Source organism: Streptomyces sp. NPDC005648 (assembly GCF_040605395.1).
Classification (GTDB): Bacteria; Actinomycetota; Actinomycetes; order Streptomycetales; family Streptomycetaceae; genus Streptomyces.
Genome location: NZ_JBEXCS010000098.1, coordinates 16,643 through 35,741, shown reverse-complemented (window position 1 = coordinate 35,741; position 19,099 = coordinate 16,643). Strand labels below are relative to the sequence as shown.

The 19,099-nt window shown below is 69.4% G+C and carries 16 protein-coding genes and 1 pseudogene; 12 read left to right on the top strand and 5 right to left on the bottom strand.

Translation table 11 applies throughout. The features are described from left to right. The 4 genes from ABZT17_RS37380 to ABZT17_RS37365 form a co-directional block, all read right to left on the bottom strand. On the bottom strand, window positions 1–654 hold a 654-nt coding region (locus tag ABZT17_RS37380; RefSeq protein WP_356355890.1), incomplete at its 3' end, for a 2-oxoacid:acceptor oxidoreductase family protein. A gap of 234 nt (window positions 655–888) precedes the next feature. After that, on the bottom strand, window positions 889–1,548 hold the full coding sequence (locus ABZT17_RS37375) for a response regulator transcription factor (RefSeq protein WP_356355895.1): 660 nt from the start codon (window positions 1,546–1,548) through the stop codon (window positions 889–891). Window positions 1,549–2,038: 490 nt separating this feature from the next. Beyond that, window positions 2,039–3,388, bottom strand: a complete 1,350-nt coding sequence (locus ABZT17_RS37370) for a sensor domain-containing protein (protein WP_356355888.1) — start codon at window positions 3,386–3,388, stop codon at window positions 2,039–2,041. A gap of 124 nt (window positions 3,389–3,512) precedes the next feature. After that, on the bottom strand, window positions 3,513–4,763 hold the full coding sequence (locus tag ABZT17_RS37365; protein WP_356355886.1) for a sensor domain-containing protein: 1,251 nt from the start codon (window positions 4,761–4,763) through the stop codon (window positions 3,513–3,515). 257 nt (window positions 4,764–5,020) lie between these two features. On the opposite strand from ABZT17_RS37365, the gene ABZT17_RS37360 reads away from it, so the two are divergent. The 12 genes and pseudogenes from ABZT17_RS37360 to ABZT17_RS37305 all read left to right on the top strand — a co-directional run. After that, entirely contained in the window at window positions 5,021–5,431 is a 411-nt protein-coding gene (locus tag ABZT17_RS37360) for an NADH-quinone oxidoreductase subunit A (protein ID WP_356355884.1), read from the top strand. Between the two features lie 17 nt (window positions 5,432–5,448). Next, window positions 5,449–6,231: an NADH-quinone oxidoreductase subunit B family protein gene (locus ABZT17_RS37355; RefSeq protein WP_356355882.1), complete on the top strand. Its 783-nt coding sequence runs from the start codon at window positions 5,449–5,451 to the stop codon at window positions 6,229–6,231. Further along, window positions 6,228–7,709 carry an NADH-quinone oxidoreductase subunit C gene (locus ABZT17_RS37350; protein WP_356355880.1) on the top strand — a complete coding sequence of 494 codons (1,482 nt, stop codon included), beginning with the start codon at window positions 6,228–6,230 and terminating at the stop codon, window positions 7,707–7,709. Before ABZT17_RS37355 ends, ABZT17_RS37350 begins: the two co-directional genes overlap by 4 nt. Then, on the top strand, window positions 7,706–8,674 hold the full coding sequence (locus ABZT17_RS37345; protein ID WP_356355878.1) for a complex I subunit 1 family protein: 969 nt from the start codon (window positions 7,706–7,708) through the stop codon (window positions 8,672–8,674). Before ABZT17_RS37350 ends, ABZT17_RS37345 begins: the two co-directional genes overlap by 4 nt. A 2-nt stretch (window positions 8,675–8,676) precedes the next feature. Beyond that, on the top strand, window positions 8,677–9,435 hold the full coding sequence (locus ABZT17_RS37340; RefSeq protein ID WP_356355876.1) for an NADH-quinone oxidoreductase subunit I: 759 nt from the start codon (window positions 8,677–8,679) through the stop codon (window positions 9,433–9,435). After that, the gene (locus ABZT17_RS37335) at window positions 9,432–10,235 is read left to right on the top strand and encodes an NADH-quinone oxidoreductase subunit J (protein ID WP_356355874.1); all 804 of its coding nucleotides are present in this window, start codon (window positions 9,432–9,434) and stop codon (window positions 10,233–10,235) included. Before ABZT17_RS37340 ends, ABZT17_RS37335 begins: the two co-directional genes overlap by 4 nt. Next, complete coding sequence (nuoK, locus tag ABZT17_RS37330) at window positions 10,235–10,633, top strand: NADH-quinone oxidoreductase subunit NuoK (RefSeq protein WP_356355872.1); 399 nt, start codon at window positions 10,235–10,237, stop codon at window positions 10,631–10,633. Before ABZT17_RS37335 ends, nuoK begins: the two co-directional genes overlap by 1 nt. Continuing rightward, a complete protein-coding gene (locus ABZT17_RS37325; protein ID WP_356355870.1) occupies window positions 10,630–12,624 on the top strand; it encodes an NADH-quinone oxidoreductase subunit L in 1,995 nt (664 codons plus the stop codon). The genes nuoK and ABZT17_RS37325 overlap by 4 nt, the downstream gene beginning before the upstream one ends. A 6-nt stretch (window positions 12,625–12,630) precedes the next feature. Beyond that, a complete protein-coding gene (locus ABZT17_RS37320) occupies window positions 12,631–14,205 on the top strand; it encodes an NADH-quinone oxidoreductase subunit M (protein WP_356355868.1) in 1,575 nt (524 codons plus the stop codon). After that, the gene (locus ABZT17_RS37315; RefSeq protein WP_356355866.1) at window positions 14,202–15,722 is read left to right on the top strand and encodes an NADH-quinone oxidoreductase subunit N; all 1,521 of its coding nucleotides are present in this window, start codon (window positions 14,202–14,204) and stop codon (window positions 15,720–15,722) included. Before ABZT17_RS37320 ends, ABZT17_RS37315 begins: the two co-directional genes overlap by 4 nt. Window positions 15,723–15,918: 196 nt before the next feature. Then, window positions 15,919–16,782: a zinc metalloprotease HtpX gene (gene htpX / locus ABZT17_RS37310; RefSeq protein ID WP_356355864.1), complete on the top strand. Its 864-nt coding sequence runs from the start codon at window positions 15,919–15,921 to the stop codon at window positions 16,780–16,782. Next, window positions 16,779–16,895, top strand: a pseudogene (locus ABZT17_RS37305) (YccF domain-containing protein); the annotation flags it as partial. The gene htpX and the pseudogene ABZT17_RS37305, both read left to right, overlap by 4 nt. Here ABZT17_RS37305 and ABZT17_RS37300 read toward each other — a convergent pair. Further along, on the bottom strand, window positions 16,873–18,840 hold the full coding sequence (locus tag ABZT17_RS37300) for a recombinase family protein (protein WP_356355862.1): 1,968 nt from the start codon (window positions 18,838–18,840) through the stop codon (window positions 16,873–16,875). The pseudogene ABZT17_RS37305 and the gene ABZT17_RS37300 sit on opposite strands and share 23 nt — an antisense overlap. Window positions 18,841–19,099: the final 259 nt, after the last annotated feature.

The window sequence follows — 19,099 nt, the reverse complement described above, 5'->3', positions numbered from 1 at the left end:
GGGTTTCTTGGCGAACTTGGTGCGCAGGAACTTCTCGGTGCCCTCGGTCGGCCGGTGGTACATCCACGACAGCAGGCCCAGCGCGAACATGTTCTTGCTGCGCTCGGCCTCCTTGCGGGACAGGTCGAAGTCCTTGAGGGCCTCGACCGTCAGGGTGGTCAGCGGCACCGGGTGCAGGCTGTACCCGTCGAGGGAACCGTCCTCCAGCGGCGAGGCCGTGTAGCCGACCTTCTGCATCGCCCGTTTGGTGAACTCGTCGGTGTTGACGATGATCTCCGCGCCGCGTGGGATGTCGCCGATGTTGGCTTTGAGGGCGGCGGGGTTCATGGCGACCAGGACGTTGGGGGCGTCGCCGGGGGTGAGGATGTCGTGGTCGGCGAAGTGGAGCTGGAAGCTGGAGACGCCCGGGAGGGTTCCGGCGGGGGCGCGGATCTCGGCGGGGAAGTTGGGAAGGGTGGAGAGATCGTTTCCGAAGGACGCGGTCTCCGAGGTGAAGCGGTCACCGGTGAGCTGCATCCCGTCACCGGAGTCCCCCGCGAACCGGATGATCACCCGGTCCAGCCGACGTACGTCCTTCGTTCCCGCCGACTTGCGCTGCTCTCCCACGACGGTTTCTTCGGCCTGTTCCGCTGTCCTGCTGACCTGGCTGGTCACTGAACTGGACCTCCCTCGAGGCGGCTGTCTGGGACCGGCCTTCCCGCAGGCCTTCCCAGGATCAACCCTACGTCCGTTAGGGTCGCCTTCCCTCGGCCATTCGCATGATGGACACGCTTTTGAGACGGCCCCGCGCCCTGACTTGTCATGATTTCTCGCCCCCCGGCGCTTCTGTTGAAGACGCTCCCCGCGACGGCTCGGTTCTTGGGTCGGTTGTAGGGCAGTTTCAGCCCATCAGGAGTTCAGATAGGTGAGGACCGCGAGAACACGCCGGTGATCCCCGTCACTCTGGGACAGACCGAGCTTCAGGAAGATATTGCTGACGTGCTTCTCGACCGCGCCGTCGCTGACGACGAGCTGCCGGGCGATCGCCGAGTTCGTCCGCCCCTCGGCCATCAGCCCCAGCACCTCGCGCTCGCGGGGCGTAAGGCCGGCCAGCACATCCTGCTTGCGGCTCCGGCCGAGCAGCTGCGCGACCACCTCCGGGTCGAGCGCCGTCCCGCCCTGGGCCACCCGCACCACCGCGTCCACGAACTCACGCACTTCGGCTACCCGGTCCTTCAGCAGATAGCCGACGCCACGACTCGATCCCGCGAGCAGCTCGGTGGCGTACCGCTCCTCCACATACTGCGACAGCACGAGTACCCCGAGTCCGGGATGGGACTTCCGCAGCTGTACGGCGGCCCGCACACCTTCATCCGTATGAGTGGGCGGCATCCGCACATCGGCGACCACCACATCGGGCAGCGCGTCCTGGCCGTCCAGCTCCTCGATGGTCTTGATCAGCGCGTCCCCGTCCCCGACCCCGGCGACGACCTCGTGCCCACGGTCGGTCAGCAGCCGAGTCAGGCCCTCCCTGAGCAGCACTGAATCCTCGGCGATGACCACCCGCACCCTGTCCTCCACGACCTCTGGCCCCCCGAGCCCTCGTGAGCGGCCGAGCGTGTCCCGGCCGGATCCCCGGCCCTCAGTATCCCGCGCTCGTCCCGTCTTCACCGGGCCTGTGGACAACCTGCCCGACCGTGTTCGAACGCCGCGGGTACGAAGGACGTGTCTTCGAGGCGCATGCTGAGTGACTGACTGCCCGGTCCGGGGGTCCCACAGGGCGATGCGATCGCCGCGTGATTCAGGGTGCCGGTCCCGTCCCGCCACGCGGCCGGGACCACATGGTTCGCCGACGGGTCGTGTCGGGCGGCTCGAGCGGGCGGGGGCGTGGCGGGCGGCCCGAACCACATGGTGCGCGGACCCGTCGTGGCGGGCGGCCGGAAGCACATGGCTCGTCGGCCGGTCGTGTTGTGTGTCCGGGCTACATGGGTTCGCCTACTGGTCGTGTTATGTGTTCGCGCTACATGGGTTCGCCGAACCGTCGCGTCCCGCGGCCGGGCTACACGGTTCGCCAGGGCAATTCCGCCGTCACCCGCGTAGGTCCCCCCACCGGCGAGTCCACCACCAAGATCCCGTCCACCGCGTCCAACCGCTCGGCGAGCCCCCCCAACCCCGAACCGCCGGTGGCATCCGCACCACCCACCCCGTTGTCCACGACCTGCACCATCAGCCGGTCATCCACCCGCCACACATCCACCGCGGCCCCCGTCGCCCGCGCATGCTTGCTGATGTTCTGGAGCAGCTCGGAGACGGTGAAGTAGGCGATCCCCTCGATCGCCGGCACCGGCCGCTCCACCAGATCCACCTCCACCTGCACCGGTACGGTGCACCGAGAGGCGACCGCGGACAGCGCCGCGTCCAGCCCCCGGTCCGTCAGCACGGCCGGATGGATGCCGCGCGCCAGATCCCGCAGTTCCTGCAGCGCGGTCTTCACCTCACCGTGGGCCTCGTCCACCATCCGAGCCGCGGCCTGCGGATCCTCCGCCAGCTTCTCCTTCGCCAGCCCCAGATCCATCGCCAGTGCCACCAGCCGCGCCTGCGCCCCGTCGTGCAGATCCCGCTCGATCCGCCGCAGATCGGCAGCCGCCGTATCGACCACGACCCCCCGGTCGGACTCCAGCTCCACCACCCGCGCCGACAGCCGCGACGGCCCGAGCAGACCGTGCACCATCACCCGGTCCACCATCGTCAGCGCCCGCACGATCCACGGCGTGGCCAGCGTGAACAACAGCCCCACCAGCGCCGTGACGGTGATCTCGAACGGGTTGTCGAGGTAGATCCTGTGCTGTGCGTCGCCGTAGAGCTGAAGCCCGCCCTGGCCGCCGTACATCGGGAAGAGCCAGAACCACAGCGGATACGTCAGCAACGCCCATCCGTACGCCCAGAAGTTCACGGCCACCACGAACGAGAACACCGACCAGGGGAACTGCAGCAGCGCGTACAGCAGCGCCCGCCACGAGGTGCCGCTCTTCAGCACCGCCCCCATCCAGGCCATCACGCCGGGCTTGCGCATCCGCAGCGGCTCCGGATCGGCGACCTCCAGACCCAGCAGCCCCCGCGCCCGCGCCCGCTCCAGCGCGCCGACCCCCCGGCAGCCGGCCAGCCCCAGCGCGAGCACCGGAATCCCGAGGAAGGTGACCAGGAGCCCCGCGCCCAGCGCCAGCATCGTCACGGAGTACACGAACAGCGTGATGCCGACCGGCAGGCTCAGCACCACATACGCGAACTCCCGCCAGCTGCGCGCCTCGAACGGCGCCCGCAACCCCGCCGGCAGCCGGTGCCGCCGCTCGCCCCCGAACTCGGGGTACCCGAACCCGGTCCCGTAGCCCTCTCCGTACTCCGTGGCCATCGGCGTCGTCCGTTTCTACTCGTCCCGCGCTCTCTACGACGGCTGTCCTGCCGTACCTCCACCCTCCTCGGCCGCCCGTCCGCGGGCCATGGAGTCCGTCGGCGTCTCGGCGGTGGGGTTTTCCCTACCTCGCGGCCCGTTCCTCGCCCACAGGCCGGTCCCGCCACGGCAGTTCGGCCGTCACGACCGTCGGGCCGCCCTGCGGCGAGTCGATGACGAAGAGTCCGTCGACCGCGTCCAGCCGGTCGGCCAGCCCCCGCATACCGCTGCCGCCGTCGAGCCGCGCGCCGCCGCGGCCGTCGTCCTCCACCTGGATGAGCAGCCGGCTCGTCGCCCGCCACACCTCCACCGACGCGTTCCTCGCGCCGCTGTGCTTGCTGATGTTCTGCAGCAGTTCGGAGACGGTGAAGTAGGCGATGCCCTCGATGGCCGCGGCGGGCCTGGCGTCCAGGTCGACCGTCACCTTCACGGGCACGGTGCACCGCGAGGCGACCGCCGACAGGGCTGCGTCCAGCCCCCGGTCCGTCAGCACGGCCGGATGGATGCCGCGCGCCAGATCCCGCAGTTCCTGCAGCGCCAGCTTCACCTCGCCGTGCGCCTCGGCGACCATCTCCGCCGCCGCGTCGGGGTCCTCGAGCAGCTTCTCCTTGGCCAGCCCCAGCCCCATCGCGAGGTTCACCAGACGGGCCTGCGCCCCGTCGTGCAGATCGCGCTCGATCCGCCGCAGATCCGCGTTGGCCGTGTCGACCACGACCCCCCGGTCCGACTCCAGTTCGGCGATACGGCGCTCCAGCTCGTCCGAGGGCGACAGCAGACCGCGCACCATCGCCCGGTCCGCGTTGGCGAGCCCCCGCGCGATGAACGGCAACACCGGCCACAGCACGAACAGCGAGGTCAACGAGATGGTGAAGGTGAGGATGCCCCAGGGCAGGCGGATGAAGTCGTACAGGACCGTCCGCCAGGCCACCGGGTCCTTCAACGTCATCCACAGCCGCTGCAGATAGCCCGTGCCGCGCCGGGGCAACGGGCTCGGCTCGTCGATCCGCACCCCCAGCAGCCACCTGGCCCGCGCCCGCTCCAGCCTGCCCAGCAGCCGTGAGCCCCCCAGCCCGGCCGCCAGTACCGGGAATCCGATCACCGTCATCGTCAGCCCGAAGCCGATGGACAGCATCGTCACGACGTAGACGAACCCGAGCAGCGACGCCGGAAGGTTGCCCAGGAGATACGCGATCTCCTTCCAGGTGTGCCCGTCGTAGGCGAAACGGGCGGGCGGCGGGCTGTCGTCGTCTCCCCCCGCCGCTGCGGTCGCGCGCGGGAGACGTTCGTGGCGCTCGCCGCGCTCGGTGCGCTCACTGCGCTCGGTGCGTTCGGTCATATGGGCTAGCGTGCCGCGCGCCGGGCGCGCGCGCCATGAGGTCGCCCGCCCCTGTCCCCTGGGGAAAACCCCACCCTCGTGTCCTGAACTGCGCCTCGAACCGTGTCTCGACCGGATCTCAAGGCGCGACGGGCTGCTTACCGTCCCTTTATCAGGGCCTAGACTCCCGTGCGTACAGATCGTCGAACGTCAGCGTTCAACAGAGGCGCCTGAGTCGCTGGCGTTCGTCAGGATCGCAGGGAGTGAGGGGTACGGGCGTGCGGGAACCGACCGTCGTCGATCCGGCCGTGGTCGTCGCGGCGGACTACTTCCAGTCGTACTCGGTCGTCGGGCTGCTCGCCGTCGTCGGTGTGCTGTTCGTGGCCGTGGCCTTCGGCGCGGGCCGCCTGCTGCGCCCGGTGGTCCCGACCCCCGAGAAACTCCTGACGTACGAGTGCGGAGTCGACCCCGTCGGCGAGGGCTGGGCCCACACCCAGGTCCGCTACTACGTCTACGCCTTCCTCTACGTCGTCTTCGCCGTCGACTCGATCTTCCTGTTCCCGTGGGCCACGGTCTTCGCAGCCCCGGGCTACGGAGCCACCACCCTCGTCGAGATGTTCGTCTTCCTCGGCTTCCTCGCCGTGGGCCTGCTGTACGCATACAAGAAGGGCGTCCTGGCATGGACGTGACGCCAGAAGAGACGGACGTGACGTCAGAGGTGACGGACGTGACGGACGTGACGCCAGAAGTGAAGGCGCCGGAGCCGGTGCTGCTGCCGGAGCCGAGGAGGCTGGGCGTCCTGTCACGTCTGGCCCCCGAGCCGATGAAGGTGGTCTTGAACTGGGGTCGCCGCTACTCCCTCTGGGTCTTCAACTTCGGACTCGCCTGCTGTGCGATCGAGTTCATCGCCGCGTCGATGGCCCGCCACGACTTCATCCGCCTGGGAGTGATCCCCTTCGCCCCGGGCCCCCGCCAGGCCGACCTGATGGTGGTCTCGGGCACGGTCACGGACAAGATGGCCCCGGCCGTGAAGCGCCTCTACGAACAGATGCCCGAGCCGAAGTACGTCATCTCCTTCGGCGCGTGCAGCAACTGCGGCGGCCCCTACTGGGACTCGTACTCCGTGACGAAGGGCGTGGACCAGATCATCCCGGTCGACGTCTACGTCCCCGGCTGCCCGCCCCGCCCCGAGGCCCTGCTCCAGGGAATCCTCAAACTCCAGGAGAAGATCGCCCGCGAGTCGCTGGGGGAGCGCTACGGCACCGGCGGGCGCCCCACCAACGGCGAACGGAACGTCGGCGGAGAGCGATCCGCCGAGGGAGAGCAATCGGCCAACGGCGAGCGATCGGCCAACGGCGAGCGTCCCGGAAACGGCCACGGCGCCACCCGCCCCTCGGCCGCCGCTCTGCAGAGCGGCCTGGTGAAGCCACCGACGCCCGGCTCGGCGGGTTCCGCTCCCGGCGGCCCCGCTCCGGAGGAGGACCGATGAGCGGCACGGTCGGCTGGCTCCCGTCCCCCGTCGAGGACCTGTTCGGTACGGAGGCCACGGCCGAGGAGTCGTACGACGTCCTGACGGTCGACGTGCCCCCCTCCTCCTGGCTCACCGCCCTGGAAACGGCCCGCACCCGCCTGACCTGCACCTACTTCGACTGGCTGAGCGCGGTCGACGAACCGGGCACGGGCTTCCGCGTCTCGGCCCATGTCGTCGCCCTCTCCCCGGTCAGGCGTCTGTTGCTCCGCACGACGGTCCCGCACGAGGCACCGGCCCTGCCGTCCGCGGTCGGCGTCTACGCGGGCGCGGCCTGGCACGAACGCGAGACCCACGAAATGTTCGGCGTCCACTTCGAAGGCCACCCCTCCCTCGACCACCTCCTCCTTCCCGAGACCTTCGAGGGCCACCCCCTGCGCAAGGACTTCGTCCTGGCGGCCCGCGTGGCCAAGTCCTGGCCCGGAGCGAAGGAGCCGGGCGAGTCCGACCACGGCGGCCCCAAACGCCGCCAAATGCTGCCCCCAGGAGTCCCCGACCCCAACGAATGGGGTCCCCTGAAGGGCCAACTCCCACCGGCCCCCACCCGCCCGGCCCGAGCGACGGGCCGCACGGCGGCCGCACCGGGCGACCGCCCGACACGCCGCACCCGCACGGCGGCGGAGGGCTCGGCGAGTCAGACGGAGACAGCCCTGACCGGGCCTGCCACCCCGCCAGGGTCACCCGCGACAACCGAGGCCTCCGCGACCGCGACCGCGAGGCCACGGCGTGCGCGTACGGCGGCGGAGGGCTCGGCGAGCCAGACGGAGGCTGCGACACCGACACCCGACCCATCCGCGGCGGCTGCGGCTGCGGCTGCGAGGCCGCGACGTGCTCGTACGGCGGCCGAGGGTTCCGTGAGCCAGCCCCCGGCTCCCGCCCAAGCGGAGACCCCATCGGCCGCGGAGACCCCGTCCACCACAGAGGCACCGGAAGAAACGGGGACATCGAAGGCAACGGAGTCACCGGGAGCAACGGAGGCAACGGAGGCAACGGAGGCATCCGCACGGCCCCGTCGCGCCCGCACTGCCGCCCAGGGCTCGGCGAGCCAGCAGGGAGCTCCCCGGACGCCGACTGTCCCCCGGACTCCGAGCAGCCCGGACGCGCCCTGGCACCACGCCCGCCCTGCCTTCGATGAACCGGACACCAAGCCGGAATCCGAACGCGCCGACGATGGAGACGAACAGAAAGCCGAGCCTGGTCCGAACGGCGGTCTGCCGGGTGGGCCACAGCGCCGCGACGAGCCGCGCCCTCGAGGCATCTCGGAGTCGACACCCGGAGCCGCTCCGGGGCAGACACCTTCATCACACCAGCCCCCCGCTGCCGCCCCTGATTCCGACTCCCTTGAGACCGACTCATCTGAGACCGACTCATCTGAGACCGACTCATCTGAGCCCAACTCCGCCCAGCCCCCCGAAGACCCCGCAGGAGGCCCGCAGTGACCGACGCTCTCGACGTCGCCCTGCGACTCCTGATCGTCTTCGTCGTCTTCCTCACCTTCCCCCTGATCGTGGGTCAGACCGAGCACAAGGTCATGGCCCATATGCAGGGCCGCCTCGGCCCGATGTACGCCGGCGGCTTTCACGGCTGGGCCCAACTCGTCGCCGACGGCGTGAAGTTCGCCCAGAAGGAAGACGTCGTACCGGCCGACGCGGACCGCCGGGTCTTCCAGCTCGCCCCCGCCGTCGCCCTCCTCCCGTATCTCCTGGTCCTCGTCGCCATCCCCATCGGCCCTGACGAGGGCGCCGTGGGCCAGGTCCTGGACGCGGGCATCTTCTTCGTCCTCGCGGTGATGGGTGTCGGAGTCCTCGGCTCCCTCATGGCCGGGTGGGCCTCCGCCAACAAGTTCTCCCTCCTCGGCGGCCTCCGCACCGCCGCCCAGCTCCTCGCCTACGAACTCCCGATGCTCCTGGCCGCCGCCTCCGTGGCGATGGCCGCCGGCACGGTCTCCCTCCCCGGCATCCTCGACGCCTTCGAGTGGTGGTGGCTGCCCTGGCAGATCGTCGGCGCGATCGTGTTCTTCGTCGCCGGCCTCGCCGAACTCCAGCGGCCCCCCTTCGACATGCCCGTAGCCGACTCGGAGATCATCTTCGGCGCCTACACCGAGTACACCGGCCTGCGCTTCGCCCTGTTCCTCCTCGCCGAGTACGCCGGAATCATCGTTCTGTGCGGCCTGACCACCGTCCTTTTCCTGGGCGGCTGGCACGGCCCCTGGGGCGCCGACGGCCTCGGCTGGGTCTGGACCCTGCTCAAGACGGCCGTTCTCGCCTTCGTCGTCATCTGGCTCCGCGTCACCTATCCCCGTCTGCGCGAGGACCAGCTCCAGAAACTCTCCTGGACCCTCCTCGTCCCCCTCTCCCTCGCCCAGATCGCCCTCACCGGCATCGTCAAGGTGGTGATCCAGTAGCCATGGCCCCCATCCCCGGCTCCGGCCTCGCCAAAGGCCTGGCCGTCACCCTCCGCACGATGACGAAGAAGTCGGTCACCGAGCAGTACCCCGACGTCCAGCCCGACCTCCCGCCCCGCACCCGCGGTGTGATCGGCCTGTTCGAGGAGAACTGCACGGTCTGCATGCTGTGCGCCCGGGAGTGCCCGGACTGGTGCATCTACATCGACTCCCACAAGGAGACGATCCCGGCGGCGACACCCGGCGGCCGTGAACGCAGCCGCAACGTCCTCGACCGCTTCGCCATCGATTTCGCCCTGTGCATGTACTGCGGTATCTGCATCGAGGTCTGTCCTTTCGACGCCCTGTTCTGGTCACCGGAGTTCGAGTACGCCGAGACCGACATCCACGAGCTCACCCACGAGCGGGACAAGCTCCGCGAGTGGATGTGGACGGTCCCGGCACCGCCCGCCCTCGACCCCGGCGCGGAGGAACCGAAGGAGATCGCCGCCGCCCGCAAGACCGCCGAGAAGCTGGCGGCCGCACAGACCTCTCAGCCCACACAGGCCACGCCCTCACAGACCACGGAGGCGGGGAAGGCCGCGCAGGCCGCACAGCCCCCGCAGCCCACGCAGCCCACGCACGCCGCTCAAACCGCGCAGGCGGAGCCATCCGAGCCTCCGGCGGACCGGTCCGACGCGCAGCCGGGACCGCCCGAGCCTCCGGAGGGCCGGGCGGACCCGGAGTCCGGGCCGAGCGCAGCCGAGGGAGGCACGTCGTGACCTTCGCCGCCGTCCAGACCCATGGCTTCCTCTCCCCGACCGGTGTGGAAATCGCCTTCCTCCTCGTCGGCCTGGCCACCTTCGGCGCCGCCCTGGTCACCGTCACCACCCGGCAGCTGGTGCACGCCGCCCTGTGGCTGGTGGTCGCCCTCGGCGGCCTCGCCGTCGAGTACCTCCTGCTCACCGCCGAGTTCATCGCCTGGGTGCAGGTCCTCATCTATGTCGGTTCCGTCGTCGTCCTCCTTCTGTTCGGTCTGATGCTCACCAAGGCCCCCATCGGCCGCTCCCCGGACGCCGATTCCGGGAACCGCTGGGCCGCCCTCACGGTCGCCGTCGCCGCGGCCGCCGCCCTGGTCTGGGTCGTCGTCGACGCCTTCCGCACCACCTGGGTCGATCTGGACGGGCCGGTCGCCGGATCCACCGCCGTCACCGGAGCGAGCCTCTTCCAGAACTGGGTCCTTCCCTTCGAGGCCCTCTCCGTCCTCCTCCTCGCGGCACTGGTCGGCGCGATCGTCCTGTCCCGCAAGGCGAAGGCGGAGTCGAGCTCTCCCCCTGTGAACTCCCGAGCCGCGACCGGTAGTTCCCCATCAGCCCCGGATTCCCGTAATCACCCGATCGGGGGAAATGGTCCGTCAGCGGGAACCGATCCGATCGACAGCGCCGGCGCGACCCACACCGCGGGAACCGATCCGGCCGACACGACTGGCGTGACCGCCACCGCGGAAACCGATCCGGTCGACGCAACCGCCTCGACCGATGCCACGGGAACCAGCCCGGCCCAGCAGGAAGGCGCCCGCTGATGCACCTCGCCTATCCCGCGGTCCTGGCCGCCCTCCTCTTCTGCACGGGCCTGTACGGAGTCCTCGCCCGCCGCAACGCGATCCTCGTCCTGATGTCGGTCGAGCTGATGCTCAACGCCGTCAACCTGAACCTGGTCGCCTTCGACGTCTGGCTCAGCAAGGCCGCCCGGGACACCCTGCACTCCGGCCAGGCCCTGACCCTGTTCACCATCGCCATCGCCGCCGCCGAGATCGGCATCGGCCTGGCGATCGTCCTGGCCGTCTACCGCAACCGCGGCACCTCGGACATCGACAAGCTCCGCGACACCGCGGAGGGCCACGAGTCGGACGGCCCCGGCAGCGACGCCCTCACGGCCGGGTCGGCCGACGGGGCCGGGAAGGCTGAGGCCACCGCGTGACCACGACCACCCTCGCCGTCCTCGTCCCGCTCCTGCCCTTCCTCGGAGCGGCCGCCGGTCTGCTGCTCGGCCGCACGGCCCCGGGCTTCGTCCGCCCGCTCGCCGTCCTGCCGACCCTGGCGGCCCTGGTGCTGGCCGCGGTGGTCGCCGTACGCCAAGGCGGCGACCAGGCCATCGACGCCCACACCGACCTGACCCCCACCGGCTCGGTCCCCATCGAACTCGCCCTCCACATCGACGGCTTCGCCGCCCTGGTCGCCGTCCTGGTCGGTGTCGTCGCCTCCTGTGTGCAGATCTACTCGACCGGCTACCTGCGCGACGACCCGCGCTACCCCTCCTACGCCGCGCTCGTCTCCCTCTTCACCTCCGCGATGCTGCTCGTCGTCTACTCCGGCGACCTGATCGTGCTGCTGGTCGGCTGGGAGATCATGGGTATCTGCTCGTACTTCCTGGTCGGCCACTACTGGGAGACTCCGGAGGCCCGTGCCGCCTCCATCAAGGCCTTCCTGGTGACGAAGCTCGGTGACGTCCCCTTCCTGATCGGTCTGTTCGCCCTCGCCACCGACGTCGGCTCCTTCCGCATCACGAAGATCCTCGACGCTGTCGCGAACGGCGGACTCGACCATCCCACGATCATCGCGCTGCTGCTCCTGGCCGGCGTGGCGGGCAAGTCGGCGCAGTTCCCGCTGCACACCTGGCTCCCCGACGCGATGGCGGGCCCCACCCCCGTCTCCGCGCTCATCCACGCCGCGACGATGGTCGCCGCCGGTGTCTACTTCGTCGCGCGTCTCCTCCCGGTGTTCGAGTCCTCCCAGGCCGCGATGGTGGTCCTCGCCGTCATGGCCGCCGTCACCATGGTCGGCTCGGGCCTCGCCGCGCTCGCCCAGGACGACATCAAGCGCGTCCTCGCCTACTCGACCATCGGCCAGCTCGGCTACATGACCGGTGCCCTCGCCGTCGGCGACCGATCAGCCGCCGTCTTCCACCTCCTCGCGCACGGCGCCTTCAAGGCGCTGCTCTTCCTCGCGGCCGGCGTGATCATCCACGCCGCCGGCACCAATTCGCTGGCCGCCATGTCCCGCATACACGGCCTGCGCGACCGCGTCCCCGACGCCTACTGGACGATGACCGTGGCGCTCCTCGCGCTCGCCGCGATCCCGCCCTTCAGCGGTTTCTTCTCCAAGGAGTCCGTCCTCGGCGCAGCGGAGCACGTCGTCACCGGCCACACCGAACACGCCCCCGCCGCCGCTGGCTGGATTACTCTCGTCGCCGGCCTGCTCACCGCCGTACTCACCGCCGGGTACGCGACGCGCCTGTGGCTGCTGGCCTTCCACGGCCAGGGTGCCGAAGCCCCCGACCACGGCCGCCAGCCGCTCACCATGACCGTCGTCCTGTGGGTGCTCGCCGTCCCGTCCCTCGCCCTCGGCGGGTTCGCCTTCCGTGTGCTGCCCGACTGGTTCGACGGCCGTGACCTCACCCCGACGCTCACGACCTCCGTGGTCGGCACGGGTGTCGCCCTGGTCGGCGGCATCGTCACCTACGCCGCATGGCGCCACACCACCACGCTCGCGGCCCGGGCCCCGCTGGGCGCGGTCGCGGCCCACCCCGAGGGGGACGCCGCCCAGACCGAGGCCGAGGCCATCGCCAGTCACGCGCCCGTGTACGGGGGAGTGGCCTACGCGCCCGACCCCGCCGACCCCGGCCGACTGCTGCTCGGTCCGCTGCACCGGCACGCGGCCGTCGGCTTCCACCTCGACGCCGTGTACACGGCCCTGTTCGTCCGACCCGTCCAGGCCGGAGCGAGCCTTGTCCGGTTCCTGGACCGCGAGGTCGTCGAGACCTATGTACGTGGTGCGGGCGCCCTGCCCCGCGTACTCGGGGCCGCCGTGCGGCGCGCCCAGACCGGCAATGTGCAGACCTATGTGAGCGCGCTGCTCGCCGGCACCGTCGTCCTGGCGGTCGCCGCCCTCCTCGTCGCCACGGGAGCGTGAGCAGGCGTGATCGATATCAGCGAGTCCGTGATGCAGTTCCTTCTGGCGTTCGTCGTCGTCGCACCGCTCCTCGGCGCGGTCGCTGCTCTCCTGCCCGCCCCGCCCGGGCTGAAGGGGAAGTCGCCCGAGCAGGCCGTGCTCCGCCACGGCGTGACCGTGACCGGCGTGGTCCTCATCGCCGCGATCGCCCTCGCGCTCGGCTTCGACCACGACCATCCGTCGAGGATGCAGGCCACAACCGACATCAGCTGGATCCCCGCGCTCGACGTACGGATCCACCTCGGCATCGACGGCATCTCCCTCCCCCTTCTGGTCCTGACCGCGCTGCTGAGCTTCCTGTGCGCGCTCTACTCGTACTTCAAGATGCCCGCGGGCCCGACCCCGAAGGCCTTCGTCGCACTGCTGCTGGTCCTCGAGTCCGGCACCCTCGCGAGCTTCGCCGTCCTCGATCTGCTGCTGTTCTTCCTCGCCTTCGAGACGGTCCTCATCCCGATGTACTTCCTCATCGCCCGCTGGGGCGGCGAGGGCAGGACCCGGGCCGCCTGGCGGTTCATCCTCTACACGCTGCTCGGTTCGGTCGTCATGCTGCTCGGCCTGCTCCTGATCGGGATCAAGGCCGGCACTTTCGACATGGTGGCACTCGCCACTGACAACGGCCGGTCGCTGACCACATCCGTGCAGGTCATCGCCGTTTTGGCGATCGGGATCGGGCTTGCGGTCAAGACGCCGATGTGGCCGCTGCACAGCTGGCTGCCCGACGCGCACACCGCTGCGCCGACCGTCGGTTCGGTCCTGCTGGCCGGTGTCCTGCTGAAGATGGGTACGTACGGGTTCGTCCGGATCCTCCTCCCCGTCGCGCCGGACGGCTTCCACACCTTCGCGCCGTACCTCGCCGCCTTCGCGGTGGTCGGGATCATCTACGGCTCGCTGGCCTGCCTGGCACTCGCCAAACGGGGTGCGAAGGGCGATCTCAAGCGCCTCATCGCCTACTCCTCCGTCGGCCACATGGGCTTCGTCCTGCTCGGCATCGCCACCATGACCCCGACCGGCGTGAACGGCGCCCTCTTCGCCAACATCGCTCACGGCCTCATCACCGGCCTGCTGTTCTTCCTGGTCGGCGCGTTGAAAGACCGTACGGGCACCACCGACCTCGACACCCTCGCCGAGGACACCGGAGCCGCCCTGTACGGCAAGGCACCGCGCCTCGGCGGGCTGCTGGCCTTCGGCGCGGTCGCCTCGCTGGGCCTCCCGGGACTCGCCGGATTCTGGGGCGAGATGCTGGCGCTGTTCGGCGCCTTCAAACCCGCCGCCGACCTCAGCCGCCCGGCGTTCCTCACCTTCATGGCGATCGCCGCCCTGGGCACCCTCCTCACGGCCGCCTACATGCTCGTCGTGGTGCGCCGCGTCTGTATGGGCGCCGCCCCGCAGGAAGCGCCGCAGCTCGCCGACGTCCACACGTACGAGTTCGCGGCCTGGACCCCGCTCGTCGCCCTCACCGTCGTCGCTGGGCTGTGGCCCAAGGCCCTCCTCGGCCTCACCGACCCGGCCGTGCAGCAACTCCTCGCAGGAGGCACCCGATGAGCGCCCTGGCCCAGCCGTCGACCCTGCACCTCGTCCAGTCCGTCGACTGGCTCGCCATCGCGCCGCCGACCATCACGGCGGTCGTCGCACTGCTCGTCCTCGTCGCCGACCTGTTCGTCCCCCAGGCCCGCAAACCCCTCCTCGGCTGGGTCTCCGTGGCAGGCCTGGCCGCCGGAGCGCTGATGCTCCTGCCGTTGCTGGACGGCGACCGCAGCACGTTCTGCGTGAACGGCACACACGCGTGCAGCTACACGGCAGACCGATTCACCCTCGTGATCCAGTTCCTCGTCCTCGGCGGGGCCCTGCTCGCCGCCCTCCTGTCGGTGACAGCGCTCAAAGACGCCGACACGCAGCTCCCCGAAGGGGAGTACTGGTTCCTTCTGCTGTCGTCCGCCGCCGGCGCGGCCCTACTGCCCGCCTCCCGCGATCTCGCCACCCTCGTCGTCGCCCTGGAAGTTGCCTCCCTGCCCGCGTTCGCCCTCGTCGGCATCCGGCACGGCGACAAGAAATCCTCCGAAGCGGCCCTGAAGTTCTTCCTGTCGTCGGTCACCGCCACCGCCGTGAGCCTCATGGGCATCAGCTTCGTGTACGCCTCCACCGGCACCCTGTACCTCACCCAGGTGGCCGACCGCATCCAGCACGTCGACGGCCAACTCCACACGCTCGCCCAGACCGGAGTCGTCCTCACCCTCGTCGGCTTCGCCTTCAAGACGGCCGCCGTGCCCTTCCACTTCTGGGTGCCCGACACCTACGTAGGAGCACCCCTGCCGATCGCCGCCTACCTGTCGGTCGTCGGCAAGGCGGTCGGTTTCTCCGGCCTCATCCTCGTGACCGTCGTCGCCTTCCCGTCGTACGCCGACGTATGGGGACCCGCGCTGGCGGCGCTGGCCGCGCTCACCATGACCGTCGGCAACGTCGGCGCCCTGCGCCAGCAGGCCACGCGCGCGTACAGTGCGGTACGCCTCCTCGCCTGGTCCTCGGTGGGCCAGGCCGGCTACCTCCTCGTACCGATCGCCGCGGCCGCCTACTCCGACGACGCCGAGCACTCCATCGGCTCCACGGTCGCGTACGCCCTCATGTACGCCGCCGTGAACCTCGGCGCCTTCGCGGTGGCCGCACTGGTGGGCCGTACGAACGCGACGAACCGCATCACGGACTACCGCGGCCTGTACGCCAAGAACCCCCTCGCCGCCCTCCTCCTGGCCTTCTTCCTGCTGTGCCTGGCCGGGCTGCCGCCGGGCATCATCGGCCTGTTCGCCAAGGTCACCGTGTTCTCGGCGGCCGTCGACGCGGGCCTCGGCTGGCTGGCCGTCGTCATGGCCGTCAACGTCGTCATCGCGCTCTTCTACTACCTCCAGTGGACGGCCCTGCTGTTCCGCGCCCCCGAGGGCGAGCCCGTCGAGCACCGGCTTCCCGCCCCCCTGACGGCGGCGATCGCCGTCACCGGGGTGCTCGGTGTCGCCCTGTCCGGAGCCCCTCAGCTGGTCCTGCGCTTCGCCGACACCGGCCTGTTCTGAGCGACCGCCCACGGCCGTCACCCGGACGGCCGAGGCATGCCGCCGTACGCACAAGGGAACTAGTGACCCTCGCCTGGCGTTGAGCAGGACGGGAAGGTCCACTGGTGGTGACACCACGGCACCAGTGGCACCGGAGACAGCGAACAAGATCCAGCAAGCAAAGGGTTCCCCTGCTGCACGACTTGGAGGGCGTACCGTGCACCGCCGGCACAACGGGCTAAGGACCGCAGTACTCCTCGGAGGACTGTCCGCCCTCATCATCGTCATCGGCAGCTTCTTCGGCCGCATGGGGCTCGTCGTCGCGGTTCTCGTCGCACTGGGCACGAACGCGTACGCGTACTGGAACAGCGACAAACTGGCGCTACGCGCGATGCGCGCGCGCCCGGTGAGCGAGTTCGAGGCACCCTCCCTCTACCGCATGGTCCGCGAGCTCTCCACCCAGGCCCGCCAGCCCATGCCCCGCCTGTACATCTCACCGACGGAGGCGCCCAACGCCTTCGCCACCGGCCGCAACCCGCGCAACGCCGCGGTGTGCTGCACAGAAGGCATCCTGCGTCTCCTCGACGAGCGCGAACTGCGCGGCGTCATCGGCCACGAGCTCAGCCACGTCTACAACCGCGACATCCTCATCTCGTCCGTCGCCGGCGCGCTCGCCTCGGTGATCATGTTCCTGGTCAACTTCGCCTGGCTGATCCCGATCGGCCGCTCAGACGACGATGACGGCCCCGGCATCCTCGGCATGCTGCTCATCATGATCCTCGGCCCGCTTGCGGCCAGCCTCATCCAACTCGCCATCAGCCGGTCGAGAGAGTACGAGGCCGACGCCTCCGGCGCCCAGTTGACCGGCGACCCGCTCGCCCTCGCCGGCGCCCTGCGCAAGCTGGAGACGGGCACCAAGCAGCTTCCGCTGCCGCCCGAGCCGCGCATCGAGACGGCGAGCCACATGATGATCGCGAACCCCTTCCGTCCAGGTCAGGGACTCTCCAAGATGTTCTCGACGCATCCGCCGATGGCGGACCGCATCGCCCGGCTCGAGAAGATGGCAGGTCGCCCCCGATGAAAACCATCCTGAACGTCATTTGGCTCGTCCTCAGCGGCTTCTGGCTGTTCCTCGGATACCTGGCCGCAGGCGTCGTGCTGTGCATCACGATCATTGGAATCCCGTTCGGGATCGTCCTTCTGGGTGCAGCATCACGCTCGTATCGACGCGCCCTTCAATGACCATCGAGGGCAGTAGCTGAATCTCGTGGAGAGGGACCTGTTCCACGTTCGACAGAGCAGCGTTCACCCGGCTCCATGTGCCGTCGGACGTCCAGGTGTTGAAGTGCTTCGAGGCTTGGATCGTGGCCCCGGTCTCCTTGAGCACGGCGGGCCACGACTTGCCGGTACGGGCCTTGCAGAAGATGGCGTCCACGGACCGGCGTGCGGTGCCCTTACGTCCCTTCGGTAGTAGAGGAGCGATCCTTTCCCACTCCTCGTCGGTGAGCGCGGCAGCGGGGATGTCGAGGCCGGCAGCGGCGTACCAGGCGCGGACGGTGCAGGGGACGCCGCCGCGCCGATCGTCGGGTACAGGACCGGTGATCGTCACTTTCAGCTCCATCATCGACAAGATGGCAGCTTGCTGCTCGGGTGCCATACCTGGGAATGACGCTTTGGCCATGCCCGCCAGCGCGATGAGATCGCGGGCTTGTTGGTCCGACTCCTCCATCTCAGCCAGCCATTCGACCGCCTCGCCGCGCAGGGCGTGGAGCTGTTGGAGTTCGTCGTTCAAGACTGCTGTGGCTGCCTCGATCGCGTTCGCCGACTTGCTCTGCTTGTCGGTCGCGACGATGACAGCGGTGATCGACGCGTTCATTGCCTCGATCTGTTGGTCGAGGTCGGCGATCCGATCGACCAGAGCGGTTGTGTCCCCTGCCGCCATGCCGATCCACTCGGCTGCCAGTTCCTGAAGCTTTTCACTGTTGCTCGCGATTTCGGTGACGTGCTTCCATACGTGGTTCTCAAGGGCATCGGCGTCAATGCGGGAGCAGCCGCACGGATTCTCGCTGAGGTCCTTGGGGGCAGCGCCAACACAGCGGTAAAACCTGGCAGCTTCTCGTGCGGTCGCATAGCCGAGCCCCGTGTACTTCTTTCCGCAGAGGCCCACGATCCGACCGCTCAGTGGGTAGAACCATCGCTGCCCGCTGCTGTGTTTGGCGCTCTCGGCAACCTTGCGCTGTAGCTCCGAGCTCTCTTCCTCCGTGAGGATTCGGGGGAGTTTGATCCTCACGGATTCACCCCAAACCGGATTTCCGTTCTCATCAACGATGGCGTGCTTCCCACGGAAGACGAGCACTCCATCGAGCACGGGCCCCGACATCACACGATCCCGGAGGTTGTCACGCCTCCAGGCCTTGCCAGAGCGCGCCGTGACTCCCTCGGCGTTGAGACGAATGGTGGTCTGACGGAGGTTCAGGCCCTCGCCCACGACCAAGGCGTACACGCGCTTGATGACGTTCGCTTCATCCTCATCCCTCACCAAGTATGAGCCGGACGTGCCTTGGTCGGCGACGCGATAGCCGTAGGGCGGGGGGCCGCCGATGTGAGCGGCGGGAGTCAGCTCCGCTTTCTCCTGCAAGCCGCCCTGCGTGCGATCACGAATCGTCTCCCACTCGGTCTCGGCGTAGTCGGCCTCCCGGCGCATCTTCTTGCGCCCATCGGCATTGGTGTTGTCGTAGTCGTCCGCGACTACGGCGACGTAAACGCCGATGTCCTCCAGTGCCCAGACCCAGCGCCAGAAGGCGCGTCCCTTGCGACCGATCACACGGCCGTCAGGTACGACCACAATGTCGAAGGGACGTGGAGTCTGCTGAGCGGCGTCCATAAGACGCTTCAGGTCCCCACGGTCAGCAGCCTCCAGAGAGCCTGAGACCCCCTCGTCCCTGTACGTTCCGACGTGCACCCACTGCTTGAGCGCGATGTGACGGGTGGTCTTCCGGCTCTGCCTTGCGACGCCGTAGCCCTTCTTCTGCTCCTCGGTCGAGACCCGTAGGTAGTCGACCGCACGCAGTGTGCGTGTGCCGATCACCCGAGCGGCGGTCTCGATGGCTGCGGGCATGGCTGTGCTTTCATTGGACACGTCGACTCCCAATCAGTCGGCCAGCCCCGGGGCGGTTCCAGCCGCTGCCGGGGCGTCTGTCTCAACTCCCAAGGTATCTCCGGTATCTGACATCACGTCTGCTTTTCTCAAGTTCGTCCGCCGACCTGCCTTCGGCCCGAACAGAATGCGCAGGAGTAGGGTCCGCTCGGCGCGGGACAGCGTCTTGCCCGAGTGCCAGATCACTGTTGTGTGAGCCATCAGTCCCACTCCCGCTGCTGAACTGCTTCAAGGCTCAACT